Consider the following 17325-nt stretch of genomic DNA (forward strand, 5'->3'; position numbering starts at 1 on the left):
GCGCCGGGCTGCCGGAGCGTTACGCCGGGACCGGGCTGGCGGTACGCACCTCGGTGGCGATCCGCTCGGCGACCTCCTGGGCCAGCTCCAGCGTGCTCGCCTCCACCATCACCCGGACCAGCGGCTCGGTGCCCGACGGGCGGAGCAGCACCCGACCGGTCTCGCCCAGCTCGGCCTCGGCCCGCTGCACGGCGCCGAGCACGGCCGGCGCACCGGCACCCACGGTCCGGTCGCCGACCGGCACGTTGATCAGCACCTGCGGCAGCTTGGTCACCACCGAGGCCAGCTCGGCGAGGGTACGGCCGGTGGCCGCCACCCGGGACATCAGGTGCAACCCGGTGAGGATGCCGTCGCCGGTGGTCGCGTACGCCGGCAGCACCAGGTGGCCGCTCTGCTCGCCGCCGAGCGCGAAACCGGAGCCGCGCAGCTCCTCCAGCACGTACCGGTCGCCGACCTTCGTCTCGACCAGCCGGATGCCGGCGGCGGACATCGCCAGCCGCAGTCCGAGGTTGCTCATCACCGTCGCGACCAGGGTGTCCTGGGTAAGTGTGCCGGCCTCCCGCATGGCCAGCGCCAGCACCGCCATGATCTGGTCGCCGTCCACCTCGCTGCCGTCGGCGGCGATCGCCACACACCTGTCGGCGTCGCCGTCGTGCGCGATGCCGAGGTCGGCGCCGTGTTCGAGGACGGCGGCGCGCAGGTTGTCGAGGTGCTGCGAGCCGCAGTCGTCGTTGATGTTGAGCCCGTCCGGTGCGGCGTGGATCGCGATCACCTCGGCGCCGGCCTCCTGGTACGCCACCGGGGCCACCTCGGAGGCGGCGCCGTTGGCGCAGTCGACCACGACCTTCAGCCCGTCCAGCCGGTGCGGGATGGTGCCGACCAGGTGTTGCACGTAGTGCTCGGCGCCGTCGAGCAGGTCGTGCACCCGGCCCACGCCGGCACCGGTCGGCCGGGTCCAGCCGGCCGCGCCGTTCGCCTCGACCGCGGCCTCGATCCTCAGCTCGACGTCGTCCGGGAGCTTGTGCCCGCCGGCCGCGAAGAGCTTGATCCCGTTGTCCGGCATCGGGTTGTGCGAGGCGGAGAGCATCACCCCGAAGTCGGCCTTGGCCTCGCCGACCAGGAACGCGACGCCGGGAGTCGGCAGCACGCCGACCCGGACCACGTTGGCGCCGGCACTTGTCAGCCCGGCCACCACCGCCGCCTCCAGCATCTCGCCGCTGGCCCGGGTGTCCCGGCCCACCACCGCGAGCGGCGGGTGGCTGCGGTCGGACTCGGCGAGGGTGTGCGCCGCCGCCACCGCGACCGCGAGGGTCAACTCGGGGGTGAGGTCGGCGTTCGCGCGTCCGCGTACGCCGTCAGTGCCGAACAGCCGCCCCATGCGCGAAACCTCCGGAAAGCGCACCAGTGGAAGACGAAACGGCCGGCTACCGCCACCGCGGAAGGGGACGGTCTCCGGCCGTACGTCAGACGTACAAGGTGTTGCCGTTGATCAGCGCTTGGAGTACTGGGGCGCCTTGCGGGCCTTCTTGAGGCCGTACTTCTTGCTTTCCTTCTCCCGGGCGTCCCGGGTGAGGAAGCCGGCCTTCTTCAGCGCCGGGCGGTCGTCGGGGTCGTTGGCGATCAGCGCCCGGGCGATGGCCAGCCGCAGTCCGCCGGCCTGGCCGGTGGTGCCGCCGCCGCGCAGGTTGGCGATGATGTCGAACGCCTCGGCCTTCTCGGCGGTGACCAGCGGCTCCTTGATCAGCTGCTGGTGCACCTTGCTCGGGAAGTACGCCTCCAGGTCGCGCCCGTTGCAGGTGATCTTGCCGCTACCGGCGACGATCCGGACCCGGACGATCGCCTCCTTGCGGCGACCAACGGTCTGGATCGGGCGGTCGCCACGAGGAGCCCGGGCCACCGGGGCGGGCACCGGGGCTTCGGCGGTCGCGATGGTGTCGGTCATGCTGTTTCCTTCGCCCGCGCTCACTGCGCGATCTGCTTGATCTCGAACGGCACCGGCTGCTGCGCGGCGTGCGGGTGCTCGGCACCGGCGTAGACCTTCAGCTTCTTGATCAGCTTACGGCCGAGCTTGTTGTGCGGGAGCATGCCCTTGACGGCCAGCTCGATCGCCCGGTCGGGGCGCTTGGCCAGCAGCTCCTCGTAGCCGACCTGCTTCAGGCCGCCCGGGTAGCCGGAGTGCCGGTAGGCGATCTTCTGCTGGCGCTTGTTGCCGGTCAGCGCCACCTTGCCGGCGTTCACGACGACGACGAAGTCACCGGTGTCCACGTGCGGCGCGAAAGTCGGCTTGTGCTTGCCGCGCAGCAGCGTGGCAACGTGGGTGGCCAGACGGCCCAGCACGACGTCTGACGCGTCGATGACGTGCCACTGACGCTCGATCTCACCCGGCTTCGGGCTGTACGTACGCACAGGTCTACCTTGTCTCGTCGTCGGTCTGGGGTCGCGCACCGGTCGCCAGGCACGCACAAACGACCAAGCGTACCCGGGAAGGGCACGCCCGCGGATGTCACGTGAAAACTTGGGTGTCACACAACAGCAGGCAACGATACCCGCTCGCCCGCACCGGGGTCAAAACGGGGTGTAAGGAAGGGCCCCCGCTACAACAGAAAACGATATGCGGGGGCCCTTCCTTACATCTGTCACAACACCTGTCACACGCCGGGGAGGCGGTGGGGGGAGGGGCGGAGGTAGACCGCCCAGGTCACCACCAGGCAGAGGGCGTACCAGGCGATGAAGGCCAGGTAGGCGGCGTCGGCCGAGGAGTAGACCAGGAACGACTGCCGGAAGGCGATGTTGACCAGTACGCCCCCGAACGCGCCGACCGCACCGGCGATGCCGATCAGGGCACCGGAGAGCCGCCACGCCCGGCGCTGGGCGGCAGCCGGGTCCAGCTCGCCGTCGGCCACCGACCGGGTCGCCTTGGCCCGGAAGATCGCCGGGATCATCTTGTACGTCGATCCGTTGCCCACCCCGGAGAGCACGAAGAGCCCGACGAACCCGACCAGGTACAGCGTCAGCGAGCGCTCCCGGGAGGCGTAGTAGACCAGCCCGGCCCCGGCCGCCATGCCGGCGAAGGTCAGCCAGGTGATCCGGGCCCCGCCGAACCGGTCCGCCAGGTGCCCGCCGACCGGCCGGATCAGCGAGCCGACGAGCGGCCCGAGGAAGGTCAGGTACGCCGCGTCGAGCGGGGTGGCGAACCGGTCGGCGAACTGCACCAGGAGTACCTGCCCGAAGGCGAAGCCGAAGCCGATGAACGAGCCGAAGGTGCCGATGTACAGCACCGACATCACCCAGGTGTGCGGATCCCGGGCCGCCTCGCGCAGCGCTCCGGGCTCGTTGCGCGCCCCGGTGATGTTGTCCATGTAGCGGGCCGAGGCGAGCGCGGCGAGCACGATCAGCGGGATGTACACCGCCGGCACCAGGCGCGGGTTCGCGGCGCCCGCCGTGGCCAGCACCGCCAGCCCGACGAGCTGCACGGCGGCCACCCCGATGTTGCCGCCCCCGGCGTTCAGGCCCAGCGCCCAGCCCTTGAGCCGCTGCGGGTAGAAGAGGTTGATGTTCGCCATCGAGGAGGCGAAGTTGCCGCCGCCGACCCCGGCCAGGCAGGCCAGCACCATCAGGGTGCCGTACGACACCCCGGGCTCGATCAGGATCGCCATCGGCACCGCCGGCAGCAGGAGCAGCAGGGCGCTGACGACCGTCCAGTTCCGCCCGCCGAACCGGGCCACCGCCAGGGTGTACGGCAGCCGCAGCGCCGCACCCAGCGCCGCCGGTACGGCGGTGAGCAGGAACTTCCCGGCCGGGTCGATCCCGTACTGCGGGCCGAGGAAGAGCACCATCACCGACCAGAGGCTCCACACCGAGAAGCCGATGTGCTCGGAGGCGATCGAGACGATCAGGTTGCGCCGGGCGATCGGCGCTCCGGTGGTACGCCAGAACTCCGGGTCCTCGGGGTGCCAGTCGTCGAGCCGGTGCCGGCGGCCGGCCGGCGAGGCGCTGGTCTGCGGAGCCGGTGCGGTGCCGGCCCGCGGCGGCGGGAGGGTGCCGAGGCCGGCCGCCGGCGGGGCGGCGGCCGTGCTGTCGGGCCCGGGCTCGGCCGTCGGGCCGCTGGCGGTGGCAGTACTAGTCATGCCCCCGGAACGTAGGAGCCCGGGGTTTCCCGGCGGTTCGCACTCCGAGTCGGCCCGGCAACGGTCGGCGCACGGCCGCCCCCGGCGGATAGTGAGATGTCCCGCCCGCCCACCGGGTCAGTCCAGTTCCCGGCGACCGCCGAAGACCGGGTCCAGTTCGCGGCGACCGCCGAAGACTCAGTCCAGTTCACGGCGACCGCCGAAGACGGCGAACCGCCACGCCTTGTAGAAGCAGTCGACCCCGACGAAGCCGGCCTCGGCCAGCCAGCGGCACTGGTCCGGCACCGGCGCCGGGCGGTCGTGCCGCATCCGCTCCCGGGCTCCGGCGATCTCCGCGGGGGTGGCGCCGAGCGCGGTGACCTGGGCCAGCCACACCTCGTCGTACCGGGAGTCCAGGTCGGGGGTGCCGCCGGAGACCTGTTCGGCGTTCACGAAGACCCCGCCGGGGACCAGCACCTGCCGGACCCGCCGGTAGAGGTCGCGCTTGTCGGTGTCCGGCAGGTGGTGGATGGCGAGCGCGGAGACCACCGCGTCGTACGGGCCGGGCGGCAGCGGGGCGGTCAGGTCGGCGACCACCGTCTCGTGCGGTACCCCGCGCCGGCTAAGGTGCCCCTCGGCGACCGCGAGCATCGCCGGGGCGCCGTCGAGCAGGGTGGTCCGCACCCCGGGTACGGCGGCGCCGAGCAGGATCGAGAGGAGCCCGGTGCCGGCGCCGAGGTCGAGTACGGCGGGTACCCGCCCGGAGGCGAGCGCCCGGCGCAGCGGCGGGGCGGCCACCTCGACGGCGGTGCCGTAGAAGTCGTCGAAACACGGCACCAGCCGGCGGCGGGACTCGTCGTACGACCCGGCCACCGCGTCGAAGAGCGACACCACGGCCACGGAGTGCCTCCTAGATTGTGCGCCGACCGTCCAGTTCACCGACCGGACCGATCATAGATCCACTCCCCCGGACGGCACCGGGACGAACCCGCCGAGCCGACCCGCGAAGCGGTTGGTGTGTGAGCGGCTCTTGACAGGCCCGAAACAGAAGGGACCCGGCAGCGAAACCGGGCACCGGCACGCTTCGGACATGACAGACGGTGCACGCACTGCGACGCATTCGGAGGATGTGTCCCAGGACGTCGTCACACACTGCCCATACTGCGCCCTGCAGTGCGGGATGACGCTGCGCCGCACCGGCGACCGGGTGGAGGTGCTGCCCCGGCAGTTCCCGACCAACCGGGGCGGGCTCTGCCAGAAGGGCTGGACCGCCGCCGAGCTGCTCGACCACCCCGACCGGCTGACCACCCCGCTGCTGCGGGACCGCCCCGGCGGGCCGCTGCGCCCGGCGAGCTGGCCGGAGGCGCTGGACCGGGTGGTGACCGGCATCCGCGACATCCAGGGGAGGCACGGTCGGGACGCGGTGGCCGTCTTCGGTGGCGGCGGGCTGACCAACGAGAAGGCGTACGCGCTCGGCAAGTTCGCCCGGGTGGCCCTCGGCACCCGCAACATCGACTACAACGGGCGGTTCTGCATGTCCTCGGCGGCGGCCGCCGGGATGGGTGCCTTCGGCGTCGACCGGGGGCTGCCGTTCCCGCTCGCCGACCTCGGCACCGCCGACACCCTGCTGCTGGTCGGCGCGAACGTCGCCGAGACGATGCCGCCGCTGGTCCGCTATCTCAACGAGCAGCGGGAGCGCGGCGGGACGCTGATCGTGGTCGACCCCCGGGCCACCGCCACCGCCCGGCAGGCGACAATGCACCTGCAACCGACCCCCGGCACCGACCTGGCGGTGGCGAACGCGCTGCTGCACATCGCGCTGGCCGAGGGGCTTGTCGACAAGGACTACGTGGCCGCCCGGACCACCGGGTTCGACCAGGTGCGGCGGGTCGCCGCCGGCTACTGGCCGGCCCGCGCCGAACGGCTCTCCGGGGTGCCGGTGGCCGACCTGGAGGCCGCCGCCCGCGCGCTGGGCGGCGCCGGGCGGGCGATCATCCTCACCGCACGCGGCGCCGAGCAGCACGCCAAGGGCGTGGACACGGTGACCGCCTTCATCAACCTGGCCCTGGCGCTCGGCCTGCCCGGCCGGCCCGGTTCCGGCTACGGCTGCCTCACCGGGCAGGGCAACGGGCAGGGCGGGCGCGAGCACGGGCAGAAGGCCGACCAGCTCCCCGGCTACCGCCGGATCGACGACCCGGCCGCCCGGGCACACGTCGGCGAGGTCTGGGGGGTGCGGCCGGACGCGCTGCCCGGTCCGGGTGTCTCGGCGTACGAGCTGCTCAGCGCGCTCGGCACCGACGCCGGCCCGAAGGGGCTGCTGGTGTTCGGCTCCAACCCGGTCGTCTCGGCGCCCCGGGCGGCCCGGGTGGAGGGCCGGTTGCGCGACCTCGACCTGCTGGTGGTGGCCGACTTCGTCCGCTCGGAGACGGCGGAGATCGCCGACGTGGTGCTGCCGACCGCGCAGTGGGCCGAGGAGGACGGCACGATGACCAACCTGGAGGGCCGGGTGCTGCGCCGCCGCGCGCTCCGCCCGCCACCGCCCGGGGTACGCACCGACCTCGACCTGCTGGCCGACCTCGCCGACCGGCTCGACCACGTGGACGGGGTGGCCGGGTCGGGCCGGGACCGCTTCCCCGCGGCACCGGAGCGGGTCTTCGCGGAGCTGCGCCGGGCCTCGGCCGGCGGCACCGCCGACTACGCCGGGATCACCTGGGCGCGGATCGACGCCGAGGACGGGGTCTTCTGGCCCTGTCCCGCCGAGGACGCCCCGGGCACGCCGCGACTCTTCGCCGACCGGTTCCCGACCCCGGACGGGCGGGCCCGGTTCCTGCCGGTGGAGCACCGGGCCGCCGCCGAGGAGGTCTGCCCGGAGTACCCGGTCTACCTGACCACCGGGCGGGTGCTGACGCAGTACCAGTCCGGCGCGCAGACCCGGCGGGTCGAGGCGCTGCGCCGGGCCACCCCGAACGCCTTCGTCGAACTGCACCCCGACCTGGCGGCCCGGCTCGGGGTGGACGACGGCGACGAGGTGCTGGTGACCAGCCGCCGGGGCGAGATGCGCGCCCCGGCCCGGCTCACTACGACGATCCGCCCGGACACGGTCTTCGCGCCGTTCCACTGGGCGGGCGCGGCCCGGATCAACTCGGTGACCAGCGACGCTCTCGACCCCGTCTCGCGGATGCCGGAGTTCAAGGTCTGCGCGGTCCGGGTCGAGAGGGCGGAGCCGACAGAGCAGGACGTGCGGGTCGACGACGCGGTGCCCGCCGAACGGACAGTGCCGGTCGGGGACGCGGCAGTGAGCGCCGGCGAGGCGACGCCGGAACGACCGGAGCAGACGCCATGACGACCGAGGGGACGGCATGACGACAGAGGAGACGGTGGACGGGTCAGGGAACCGGTTCGTGATCGTCGGGCACGGCATGGCCGGCGCCCGGCTCGCGGCCGAACTCGCCGCCCGGCTCGGCGACGCGAAGATCACGATACTCGGCGCGGAGCTGCACCGGGCGTACAACCGGATCATGCTCTCCAGCCTGCTGGCCGGCAAGGTGGACGAGGCCGGGGTGGAGCTGGCCGAGGCGGCCGGGCACGGCATCGACGTACGCCCGGGGGTGGCGGTCACCGCCGTGGACCGGGCGAACCGCACGGTGACGACCGGGCAGGGCGACCTGATCGGGTACGACCACCTGGTGCTGGCCACCGGCGGGCAGGCCCTGGTGCCGCCGCTGTCCGGGCTGGACCGGGAGCGGCTGCCGGACCGGGTGGCGGTGTTCCGCACCCTCGACGACTGCCGGCGGATCCTGGCCGCCGCCGCCGGAGCACGCCGGGCGCTGGTGCTCGGCGGCGGGCTGCTCGGCCTGGAGGCGGCCCGCGGGCTCGCCGCCCGGGGACTGGACGTGCACGTGGTGCACCCGGTCGGGCACCTGATGGAACGGCAACTCGACCCGACGGCCGGCGCCGTGCTGGCGCGTACCCTCGGCGGGCTCGGCGTCACCACCCACCTGGACGTGGCGGCGACCGCCGTCGACGCCCAGCCGGACGGGGTCGCCCTGACCCTCTCCGACGGCCGGGTCCTCGACGCCGACCTGCTGGTGCTCTCCTGCGGGGTACGCCCCGACACGGCGCTGGCCCGGGCCGCCGGGCTCGCCGTGGACCGGGGGGTGGTGGTCGACGACCGGCTGCGCACCAGCGACCGGCACATCTCGGCGATCGGCGACTGCGCCCAGCACGCCGGTACGGTCACCGGGCTTGTCGCGCCGGCCTGGGAACAGGCCCGGGTGCTGGCCCAACTGCTCGCCGGGCACGACCCGCGGGCGCGCTACCGGCCGCAGCCGCCGGTCACCCGGCTCAAGGCCGCCGGCATCGACCTGGCCGCGATGGGCGACGCCGCCGCCGGCCCCGCCCCGGACGTCGAGGAGCTGAGCTTCTCCGACCCGGTCCGTGGCACCTACGCCCGGCTGCGGATCGTCGGCGAGCGGCTGACCGGGGCGATCATGCTCGGCGACAACCCGGCGGTCGGCACGGTGATCCAGATCTTCGACCGGGGCACCCCGGTGCCGCTCGACCGGCGCACCCTGCTGCTCGGCCGCAGCCGGGACGCCGGAGCCCCGGCGCCGGTGGAGTCACCGGCGCTGATGCCGGACGCGGCGACGGTCTGCCAGTGCAACACGGTCCGCAAGGGCGCGCTGGTGGCCTGCTGGCGGGCGGGCGCCCGGTCGCTGCCCGAGATGGTCGCGGCGACCCGGGCCACCACCGGCTGCGGCAGTTGCCGGGACGCCGTCGAGGGCATCCTCGGCTGGCTCTCCTCGATCGACACTCCAGACCCGGTGGAAGCAGAGGTGGCGGCATGACGGCGGAGCAGCGTCGACTCGTGGTGGTCGGCAACGGCATGGTGGGGCAGCGCTTCGTGGAGGCGCTGCGCTCCCGGGACACCGGGCGCCGCTGGCAGGTCACCGTGCTGGCCGAGGAGGGGCGGCCGGCGTACGACCGGGTGCGGCTCTCGGCGTTCTTCGACGGGGTGGACGCGGACGAGCTGAGCCTGCACCAGTCCGACGACGGCGTCGACCTGCGACTCGGCGAGCCGGTACTGGAGATCGACCGGGCCGGCCGGCGGGTGCTCACCTTCGGTGGCGAGTACCCCTACGACGCCCTGGTACTGGCCACCGGCTCGTACCCGTTCGTCCCGCCGATCGACGGCGCGTACGTCGACCGGGGTCCGGACGCCCCCGGGCCCACCCCGGAGCTGCGGCCGGGTGTCTTCGTCTACCGCACCCTGGACGACCTGGCGGCGATCCGCGACTTCGCCAAGGGCCGGCGCACCGGCACGGTGATCGGCGGCGGGCTGCTCGGTCTGGAGGCGGCGAACGCGCTGCGGCTGCTCGGCCTGGCCACCTCGGTGGTGGAGTTCGCCCCCCGGCTGATGCCGGTGCAGATCGACGAGGCCGGCGGCGCGATGCTGCGCCGCTACGTCGAGGAGCTGGGCGTGGTGGCGCACCTCGGGGTGGCCACCACCGCGATCCGGTCCCGCCGGGACGGCGAGCTGGCCGGGCTGACCCTCTCGGACGGCGGCTGGCTCCCCACCGACCTGGTGGTGGTGGCCGCCGGGATCCGGCCCCGGGACGAGCTGGCCCGCAGTGCCGGGCTCACCCTCGGCGAGCGCGGCGGCATCCTGGTGGACGAGAGCTGCCGCAGCGCCGACGAGCGGATCTGGGCGATCGGCGAGTGTGCCGCCGTCGACGGCACCTGCTACGGCCTGGTCGCCCCCGGCTACGCGATGGCGGAGGTGGTGGCCGACCGGCTGCTCGGCGGCACGGCGACCTTCCCCGGCGCCGACCTCTCCACCAAGCTGAAGCTGCTCGGCGTGGACGTCGCCTCGTTCGGCGACGCGCACGGCCGTACCCCCGGCTGCCTGGACGTCACCTTCACCGACCCGGCCACCCGGGTCTACGCCAAGCTGGTCCTCTCCGACGACGCGAAGACCCTGCTCGGCGGAGTGCTGGTCGGCGACGTGACCGCCTACCCGACGTTGCGGGCCAGCGTCGGCGGTGCGCTGCCCGGCCCGCCGCTGGCGCTGCTCGCCCCGGCCGGTGACGGTGCCGGCACCGGGGCCGGGATCGCCGCGCTGCCCGGCTCGGCCCAGGTCTGCTCCTGCAACGCCGTGACCAAGGACCAGCTGGTCGGTGCGATCGCCGAGGGCTGCACCGACGTACCGGCGCTGAAGGCGTGCACCCGGGCGGGGACGAGCTGCGGCTCCTGCGTACCGATGCTGAAGCAGTTGCTGGCGGTCTCCGGGGTGAAGCTGAGCAAGGCGCTCTGCGAGCACTTCGCGCACAGCCGCCAGGAGCTGTTCGAGATCGTCCGGGTGCGCGGCATCCGCACCTTCTCCCGGCTGGTCGCCGAGCACGGCCAGGGCCGGGGCTGCGACATCTGCAAGCCGGCGGTCGCCTCGATCCTCGCCTCGCTCGGCAGCGGCTACGTGCTCGACGGCGAGCAGGCGTCGTTGCAGGACACCAACGACCACTTCCTGGCCAACATCCAGCGGGACGGCACCTATTCGGTGGTGCCGCGGATACCGGGTGGCGAGATCACCCCGGAGAAGCTGATCGTGATCGGTGAGGTGGCCCGGGACTTCAACCTCTACACCAAGATCACCGGTGGGCAGCGGATCGACCTGTTCGGTGCCCGGGTGGAGCAGTTGCCGCAGATCTGGCGCCGGCTGGTCGACGCCGGCTTCGAGTCCGGGCACGCCTACGGCAAGGCACTGCGTACGGTCAAGTCCTGCGTCGGCTCCACCTGGTGCCGGTACGGGGTGCAGGACTCGGTCGGCCTGGCCATCGCCCTGGAGCTGCGCTACCGGGGGCTGCGCGCCCCACACAAGATCAAGTCAGCGGTCTCCGGCTGTGCCCGGGAGTGTGCCGAGGCGCGCAGCAAGGACTTCGGGATCATCGCCACCGAGACCGGCTGGAACCTCTACCTCGGCGGCAACGGCGGCTTCCGGCCCCGGCACGCCGAACTCTTCGGCCAGGACCTGTCGACCGAGGACCTGGTCCGGTACGTCGACCGCTTCCTGATGTTCTACGTCCGCACCGCCGACCGGCTCCAGCGCACCGCCGCGTGGATCGAGGCGATGGAGGGCGGCCTGGAGCACCTGCGGGCGGTGATCGTCGACGACTCCCTCGGGCTCTGCGCCGAGCTGGACGCCGCGATGGCCCGGCACGTCGGGGCGTACTCCGACGAGTGGCGGGACACGCTGGAGGACCCGGAGCGGCTGCGCCGGTTCACCTCCTTCGTCAACGCGCCCGGCGTACCCGACCCGTCGATCACGTTCGAGGTGGAACGGGGACAGCCCGTTCCGGCCCTGGGAGACCGCCGACCGGTGTCGCTCGGCCTCCCGACGACCATGGGGGTACCGAGTTGACTCTCGACATCACGATCAACGACGACGTGAGCTGGACGGCCGTCTGCCCGTACCCCCGGCTGGAGCCGGAGCGCGGGGTGGCCGCACTTGTCGACGGCGAGCAGGTGGCGGTCTTCCGCACCCACGACGGCGCGCTCTACGCGATCGGCCAGCGGGACCCGATCGCCGGCGCCAACGTGATGGCCCGGGGCATCGTCGGCAGCCGCGGCGAGATCCCGACGGTCGCCTCCCCGCTGCACAAACAGGTCTACGACCTGCGCACCGGCGACTGCCTCGACGTGCCCGGGGTGGCGGTGCCGACCTACCGGGTGCGCTGCCGGGACGGGCTGGTCGAGGTGGCGCCCCGGCCGGCCGGGGACCGCTGATGGCCGGCGAGCTGTCCGGCTTCACGGTCGGGGTCACCGCCGACCGGCGCCGCGACGAACTCACCGCCATGCTGGAGCGACGCGGCGCCCGGGTGGTGCTCGCCCCGGCCCTGCGGATCGTGCCGCTGGCCGACGACACCGAGCTGCGCGCCGCGACCCGGGCCTGCCTGGACAACCCGCCGGACGTGCTGATGGCGAACACCGGGATCGGGATGCGCGGCTGGCTGGAGGCGGCTGAGGGATGGGGGCTGGCCGAACCGCTGCGCACCGTCCTATCCCGGGCCTACATCGTCAGCCGGGGGCCGAAGGCCCGGGGCGCGATCCGGGCCGCCGGGCTGCACGACGAGTGGTCACCGGCCTCGGAGAGCTGCGACGAGGTGATCGAGCACCTCCGGCAGCGCGGCGTACGCGGCCAGTTGATCGCGATGCAGCTGCACGGGGAACGGCAGCCGGAGTGCACCGCCGCGCTGGAGGCGGCCGGGGCGAGCGTGCTGGAGGTGCCGGTCTACCGCTGGGCGGCGCCGACCGACCCGGCCCCGCTGCACCGGCTTGTCGACCTGATCGCCGGCCGGCTGGTCGACGCGGTCACCTTCACCTCCGCACCGGCGGTAACCGCACTGCTCCGGGCCGCCGGCCCGAGCACCGAGGCGGTGCTGGACGCGCTGCGCACGGACGTACTGGCCGCCTGCGTCGGGCCGGTCACCGCCGCACCGCTGCGCCGGCACGGCGTACCCGTGGTGGCGCCGAACCGGGCCCGGCTCGGCGCCCTGGTCCGGACCATCGTGGACGAGTTGCCGCAGCGCGCGATAAGCGTCAAGGTCGCCGGTCACCTGCTGACCCTGCGCGGGCACGCGGCCATCCTGGACGGTGAGCTGCGTCCACTCGCACCCGCCCCGATGGCGGTGCTCCGCGCCCTGGCCAGTACGCCCGGCCGGGTGATGTCCCGGGCCGCCCTGCTGCGCACCCTGCCCCGGGGCGCCGACGAGCACGCCGTGGAGATGGCGGTGGCCCGGCTGCGGGCCGGACTGCGTACCCCCGGGGTGGTGCAGACGGTCGTCAAACGCGGCTACCGGCTCCCGGTCGACTGAGCACGTTCCGGAGCTCCTCACCTGACCCGGACTGAGCTGGGGCCGGTCCGCATGAAGCTTGGGTATCGGCTCGGTTTGATCCCTTGACTGCCGGACAGCCGGTTGGCAGGGTAAGGCCGCAACGTCCCGGAAGCGCCCGTAAACTGCCCTCCGGGTCTGTGCACAGGGGACAGGTGGAGGCGCCTCGTCGCCCTGGCGGAAACATTTCGGATCGCGTCACACCCTGCTCGCGAACGCGTCAGGAGGACTGCCGGGAACATCGGGCAAGGCATTACGATCATGACGGGCACCGGCCATGGCGAGCCGGCCGGCATCATCAGCACCCGTGGCGCCACCAGCGGGACGCGGCCGATCCTGAACCGGGCGACCGATCCACATCCTCAATGGATTCTCCTCGAAGGACAGGTAGGAATGACGAGGCGTATACGCGTGCTGGCCGCCGCGGCAATGGCCACAGCCATGCTGGTCACCGCCGGCTGCTCCGGTTCGGACGACTCCGACGGCGGTGACGCCGGCAGCAAGAACCCGGACAAGGTGACATACCTCACCGGGTTCGGCACCGGTGGCCACGACGCATTCGCGTGGGTGGCGAAGGACAAGGGCTTCTTCAAGGAGGCGGGGCTCGACGTCACCATCCAGCAGGGCGCCCCGGCAACCAACAACCAGGGTCTGCTCTCCGGCAAGGCCCAGTTCACCTACAGCGACGTGACCCAGCTGATGATCCAGACCGGCAAGGGCCAGGTCACCGACATGCGGGTGATCGCGGCGGTGCACCAGAGCACCCTGGTCGCGATCTTCGCGCCGCCCGGGTCCGGCGTGACCAAGCCGAAGGACCTGGAGGGCAAGCGGGTCGGCGTCGCGCAGGGCTCGATCACCAAGACCCTGCTCCCGGCGTACGGCAAGCTGGCCGGCTTCGACGCCAGCAAGCTCCAGTTCGTCGAGGCCACCCCGCAGAACCTGGTCGGCCTGCTGGTCGGCAAGCGGGTCGACGTGCTGAGCACCTTCGTCATCACCCGCAACACCGTGGAGACGGTGACCAAGCAGCAGATGACGGTCATGCCGCTCACCGACTACCTGCGGGACCTGCTCGGCACCGGGCTCACCACCACCGCCAAGTACGCCCAGGAGAACCCGGACATCGTCAAGCGGTTCAAGGACGCGGCGATGAAGGGCCTCAAGTACACGGTGGAGAACCCCGAAGAGGCCGCGAAGATCATGAAGGCGAACAACCCGAACGTGAACGAGCAGGGCGCGGCGGCCGAGATCAAGCTGATGACGCCGTACGTCACCTCGGCGCCGGGCAGCGTCGTCGGCGCGCTCGACGAGCAGCGGGCCGCCCGGGCCATCGCGATCCTGCAGGGCGCCGAGCTGATCCCGGCCGGTCTCACCCCGGACAAGGTCATCGACTTCTCCGTCGCGCCGAAGGCCTGAGCTACGGCGGGACGCCCCGGGGACGGCGAGTGGAGAGCCACTCGCCGTCCCCTTTTCGACGCACGCCGCCGAGCTGAACGCCGAACACGACAGAGGAGGAAACCACTTTGCGCGTCCGTACCCGTCCGGCCGGCGACGTCCGGGACCTGCCCGACCCGCCCCGCCGGCGCACCGATCCCGCCGGCCCCGCACATCCGGCCCGGCGGCACCGATGAACCGGCGGCGGAACCTCTCCACCGGCACCCGGATCGCGCTGCCGGTCGTCGGCACCGTCGTCGCGGTCGCCCTGTGGTGGCTGGTGACCATCGTCTTCGACGTCGAGACCCTCTTCCTGCCCTCCCCGCCGGAGGTCGTCGACGCCTTCGGAAAGCAGCCCGAGTACCTCTTCGAGGGCGCCTGGTCGACGCTCTGGGGCACGCTCGTCGGCTTCGGCATCGCCGCGCTCGGCGGGATGGTCGCGGCGCTGCTGCTGACCAGCTCACGCCTGCTCGAGCAGGCCACCCTGCCGATGATCGTCGCGTTCAACGCGGTGCCGAAGGTCTCGCTCGTCCCGCTGCTGATCCTCTGGATCGGCTACGACTCGCGGACCAAGCTGGCCCTGGTCGTACTCATCGCGTTCTTCCCGATCATGGTGGCCACCATGGCTGGCCTCACCTCGACCCCGGCGGACCTCTACGAGCTGACCCGGTCGCTCTCGGCCTCCCGGTTGAAGACCTATCTGAAGGTACGCCTGCCGTGGGCGCTGCCCCAGGTCTTCGTCGGGCTGAAGCTCGGCATCACGCTCTCGCTGATCGGCGCGGTGGTGGCCGAGTTGCAGACCCTGAACAGCGGCCTCGGCGCGATCATCTACAGCACGCAGCAGACCTTCGACACCCCGCTGGCGTTCGCCGCGATCACCCTGACCGGGGTGATCGGGATCAGCGTCTTCTACGCCGTGGTGCTGGCCGAACGCCTCGTGGTGCCCTGGGCCCGCAAGATCTCCGCCTGACCCCGGTGCAAGGAAGGGGCCCCTTCTTATCGCTTTCTCAAAAAGAAGGGGCCCTTCCTTGCAGTGGGTCAGGCGAGCCCGGCGCCGCCGTTGAGGTCGAGGTTCACCGCGTTGACGGACGGGTTCTCCAGCAGGAACACGGCGGCGTCGGTGACGTCGGCCATCGTGGTCAGCCGGCCGGTCGGGGTACGCCCCCGGTAGGTCTCGTGCACCTGCGCCGGCTGCTTCGCCCAGAACGGGCTGTCGGCGACGATCCCCGGGTGCAGGGCGTTGACCCGGACCGGCCGCAGCTCGGAGGCGAGCACGTTCACCAGGCCGACCACCCCGGCGTTCACCGTGGAGACGGTCGCCGAGCCGGGGAACGGCCGGTCCTTGGAGCCGCCGCCGAAGAGCAGCACCGAACCGGTCGGCGAGAGCCGCCCCGCCAGGGTGTGCGCCACCTCGGTGTAGCCGACCAGCTTGACCGTGACCAGGCTGACCGCCCGGTCGATCTGGTAGTCCGAGACCTTGTTCACGTCCCGGACGAAGGCGGAGAGGACCAGGTGTTCGACCTCGCCGATCCCGGCGAGGGCGGCGGCGATGGAGTCGGGCTTGGCGAGGTCGACCGCCACCCCCGTCGTCCGGCCGCCGATCTCGGCGGCGACCGCCACGGTCCGGGCCGTGTCCCGGCCGGTGACGACGACCTCGCGTCCCCGCTTCGCGTAGTACTCGGCCACGTCCCGGCCCAGGCCGGAGGTACCCCCGATGACGACCACGCAGCCGCCATCGGGGCCATCGTGCTGTGGCATGTCCGTCCCTCTCGTTGTGCAGGATTGAACCGCGGAGCCTCCCCGGGCCCGGCAAGCCTGCTCAACCGCTGAGGGTCAGCCGACCGGGGTGGGCTGCCCCCGGCCGTGCTCCGCGCGCAGCGTCTCCATCGCGTGCTGTACCACGTTCACCAGCACGTGCTTGACCGACTCGCGCTGCCGGGCGTCGCACATCACCAGCGGCACGTGCGGGGAGATGGCCAGCGCCTCGCGTACCTCCTCCGGCTCGTACTGCGGGGCGCCGTCGAAGCAGTTCAACGCCACCACGTACGGCAGGTGCCGGTTCTCGAAGTAGTCCAGCGGGGCGAACGCGTCGGTGATCCGCCGGGTGTCGACGAGCACCGCCGCGCCGACCGCACCCCGGATGATCTCGTCCCACATGAACCAGAACCGGGTCTGCCCGGGGGTACCGAACAGATAGAGGATCAGGTCCTGGGCCATGGTGATCCGGCCGAAGTCCATGGCGACCGTGGTGGTCTCCTTGCCCGGCACCTTCGACGGGTCGTCGATGCCCACCCCCGCGGCGGTCATCACCGCCTCGGTGGTCAGCGGAGTGATCTCCGAGACCGCACCCACGAGCGTCGTCTTGCCGACCCCGAAGCCGCCGGCAATGACGATCTTCGCGGAGGTGATCCCGCCACCACCGCCTCCACCACCGCCGCCACCGCCGCCACCGCCGCGACGCGGCCTGGCCGGGTCATAGCCTGCGAAGTCCACTTAGCACCCTCTCAAGCAGTTCCATCCGCTCCTCGTACGCCTCAGACGGTGGAGCGGCATTGTGCAGCGTCAGCAGGCTGTCCGCCACCATGTCGGCGACCAGCACCCGGGCGACACCCAACGGCAGCCGGGTGTACGCGGCGATCTCCGCCAGCGACTGCGCCCGGCCCTCGCAGATCGTGGCGATGCGGTGTTTGTCGTGGCCGGCGAACCGGGACTCGACGACCGCGGCCGGACTCGCCACGAGCACCGCCTCGAGCGCGATGTCCTGGCGAGGCTCGGTACGGCCGCGGGTGACCGCGTACGGTCGGACGAGCGCGCCACGCGGGTCATCGCGTCGTCCATCCATACCGTGGTCACCTCCTCAGGTTCGGGTCGCGGCCGCACCGATGCCATCCTTGGTCTGCCGG

At 72.6% G+C, this 17325-nt stretch carries 14 protein-coding genes and 1 pseudogene; 7 read left to right on the top strand and 8 right to left on the bottom strand.

All coding sequences use genetic code 11. From position 1 onward, the window contains the following. Positions 1–19: 19 nt before the first annotated feature. From glmM to ACN28A_RS08605, 5 genes are all read right to left on the bottom strand, one after another. A complete protein-coding gene (gene glmM, locus ACN28A_RS08585) occupies positions 20–1378 on the bottom strand; it encodes a phosphoglucosamine mutase (RefSeq protein WP_421393937.1) in 1359 nt (452 codons plus the stop codon). A 111-nt stretch (positions 1379–1489) separates the two neighbouring features. Then, positions 1490–1942, bottom strand: a complete 453-nt coding sequence (gene rpsI / locus ACN28A_RS08590) for a 30S ribosomal protein S9 (protein ID WP_278064223.1) — start codon at positions 1940–1942, stop codon at positions 1490–1492. Positions 1943–1962: 20 nt separating this feature from the next. Beyond that, on the bottom strand, positions 1963–2406 hold the full coding sequence (gene rplM / locus ACN28A_RS08595; protein ID WP_421393939.1) for a 50S ribosomal protein L13: 444 nt from the start codon (positions 2404–2406) through the stop codon (positions 1963–1965). A gap of 242 nt (positions 2407–2648) precedes the next feature. Beyond that, positions 2649–4127 (bottom strand): MFS transporter, encoded by a 1479-nt coding sequence (locus ACN28A_RS08600; protein ID WP_421393941.1) that lies wholly within the window; start codon positions 4125–4127, stop codon positions 2649–2651. A 177-nt stretch (positions 4128–4304) separates the two neighbouring features. Next, positions 4305–5006, bottom strand: a complete 702-nt coding sequence (locus ACN28A_RS08605; RefSeq protein ID WP_278064226.1) for a class I SAM-dependent methyltransferase — start codon at positions 5004–5006, stop codon at positions 4305–4307. Positions 5007–5286: 280 nt separating this feature from the next. Here ACN28A_RS08605 and ACN28A_RS08610 point away from each other — a divergent pair. The 7 genes and pseudogenes from ACN28A_RS08610 to ACN28A_RS08640 form a co-directional block, all read left to right on the top strand. Continuing rightward, positions 5287–7335 (top strand): annotated as a pseudogene (locus ACN28A_RS08610) (molybdopterin oxidoreductase family protein); the annotation flags it as partial. A 130-nt stretch (positions 7336–7465) separates the two neighbouring features. Then, positions 7466–8953: an FAD-dependent oxidoreductase gene (locus tag ACN28A_RS08615; RefSeq protein WP_421393942.1), complete on the top strand. Its 1488-nt coding sequence runs from the start codon at positions 7466–7468 to the stop codon at positions 8951–8953. Further along, positions 8950–11520 carry a nitrite reductase large subunit NirB gene (gene nirB / locus ACN28A_RS08620; RefSeq protein ID WP_421393944.1) on the top strand — a complete coding sequence of 857 codons (2571 nt, stop codon included), beginning with the start codon at positions 8950–8952 and terminating at the stop codon, positions 11518–11520. Before ACN28A_RS08615 ends, nirB begins: the two co-directional genes overlap by 4 nt. Continuing rightward, positions 11517–11885 (top strand): nitrite reductase small subunit NirD, encoded by a 369-nt coding sequence (gene nirD / locus ACN28A_RS08625; RefSeq protein WP_421393945.1) that lies wholly within the window; start codon positions 11517–11519, stop codon positions 11883–11885. Before nirB ends, nirD begins: the two co-directional genes overlap by 4 nt. Then, entirely contained in the window at positions 11885–12973 is a 1089-nt protein-coding gene (locus ACN28A_RS08630; RefSeq protein ID WP_421393947.1) for a uroporphyrinogen-III synthase, read from the top strand. Before nirD ends, ACN28A_RS08630 begins: the two co-directional genes overlap by 1 nt. Before the next feature lie 411 nt (positions 12974–13384). Beyond that, positions 13385–14404, top strand: a complete 1020-nt coding sequence (locus ACN28A_RS08635; protein ID WP_421393948.1) for an ABC transporter substrate-binding protein — start codon at positions 13385–13387, stop codon at positions 14402–14404. A gap of 211 nt (positions 14405–14615) precedes the next feature. Further along, entirely contained in the window at positions 14616–15392 is a 777-nt protein-coding gene (locus ACN28A_RS08640; RefSeq protein ID WP_421393950.1) for an ABC transporter permease, read from the top strand. 68 nt (positions 15393–15460) lie between these two features. On the opposite strand, the gene ACN28A_RS08645 is transcribed toward ACN28A_RS08640, so the two are convergent. The 3 genes from ACN28A_RS08645 to ACN28A_RS08655 form a co-directional block, all read right to left on the bottom strand. Further along, positions 15461–16180, bottom strand: coding sequence for an SDR family NAD(P)-dependent oxidoreductase (locus ACN28A_RS08645; protein ID WP_421393952.1), 720 nt, complete (start codon positions 16178–16180; stop codon positions 15461–15463). Between the two features lie 75 nt (positions 16181–16255). After that, positions 16256–16915 carry a GTP-binding protein gene (locus tag ACN28A_RS08650; RefSeq protein WP_421393953.1) on the bottom strand — a complete coding sequence of 220 codons (660 nt, stop codon included), beginning with the start codon at positions 16913–16915 and terminating at the stop codon, positions 16256–16258. Next, positions 16896–17264 carry a DUF742 domain-containing protein gene (locus ACN28A_RS08655; RefSeq protein WP_278064234.1) on the bottom strand — a complete coding sequence of 123 codons (369 nt, stop codon included), beginning with the start codon at positions 17262–17264 and terminating at the stop codon, positions 16896–16898. The genes ACN28A_RS08650 and ACN28A_RS08655 overlap by 20 nt, the downstream gene beginning before the upstream one ends. Between the last annotated feature and the right edge of the window lie 61 nt (positions 17265–17325).

The organism is Plantactinospora sp. WMMB782 (assembly GCF_049179135.1).
In the GTDB taxonomy this organism is placed as follows: domain Bacteria; phylum Actinomycetota; class Actinomycetes; order Mycobacteriales; family Micromonosporaceae; genus Plantactinospora.

What these genes read in the sequence shown, in the direction of transcription:
- nirB (WP_421393944.1), top strand. Translation starts at nt 8,950, where the DNA reads ATGACGGCGGAGCAGCGTCGACTCGTGGTGGTCGGCAACGGCATGGTG.
- ACN28A_RS08615 (WP_421393942.1), top strand. Translation starts at nt 7,466, where the DNA reads ATGACGACAGAGGAGACGGTGGACGGGTCAGGGAACCGGTTCGTGATC.
- ACN28A_RS08645 (WP_421393952.1), bottom strand. Translation starts at nt 16,180, where the DNA reads ATGCCACAGCACGATGGCCCCGATGGCGGCTGCGTGGTCGTCATCGGG.
- ACN28A_RS08630 (WP_421393947.1), top strand. Translation starts at nt 11,885, where the DNA reads ATGGCCGGCGAGCTGTCCGGCTTCACGGTCGGGGTCACCGCCGACCGG.
- ACN28A_RS08635 (WP_421393948.1), top strand. Translation starts at nt 13,385, where the DNA reads ATGACGAGGCGTATACGCGTGCTGGCCGCCGCGGCAATGGCCACAGCC.
- ACN28A_RS08600 (WP_421393941.1), bottom strand. Translation starts at nt 4,127, where the DNA reads ATGACTAGTACTGCCACCGCCAGCGGCCCGACGGCCGAGCCCGGGCCC.
- rpsI (WP_278064223.1), bottom strand. Translation starts at nt 1,942, where the DNA reads ATGACCGACACCATCGCGACCGCCGAAGCCCCGGTGCCCGCCCCGGTG.
- glmM (WP_421393937.1), bottom strand. Translation starts at nt 1,378, where the DNA reads ATGGGGCGGCTGTTCGGCACTGACGGCGTACGCGGACGCGCGAACGCC.
- ACN28A_RS08655 (WP_278064234.1), bottom strand. Translation starts at nt 17,264, where the DNA reads ATGGATGGACGACGCGATGACCCGCGTGGCGCGCTCGTCCGACCGTAC.
- ACN28A_RS08640 (WP_421393950.1), top strand. Translation starts at nt 14,616, where the DNA reads ATGAACCGGCGGCGGAACCTCTCCACCGGCACCCGGATCGCGCTGCCG.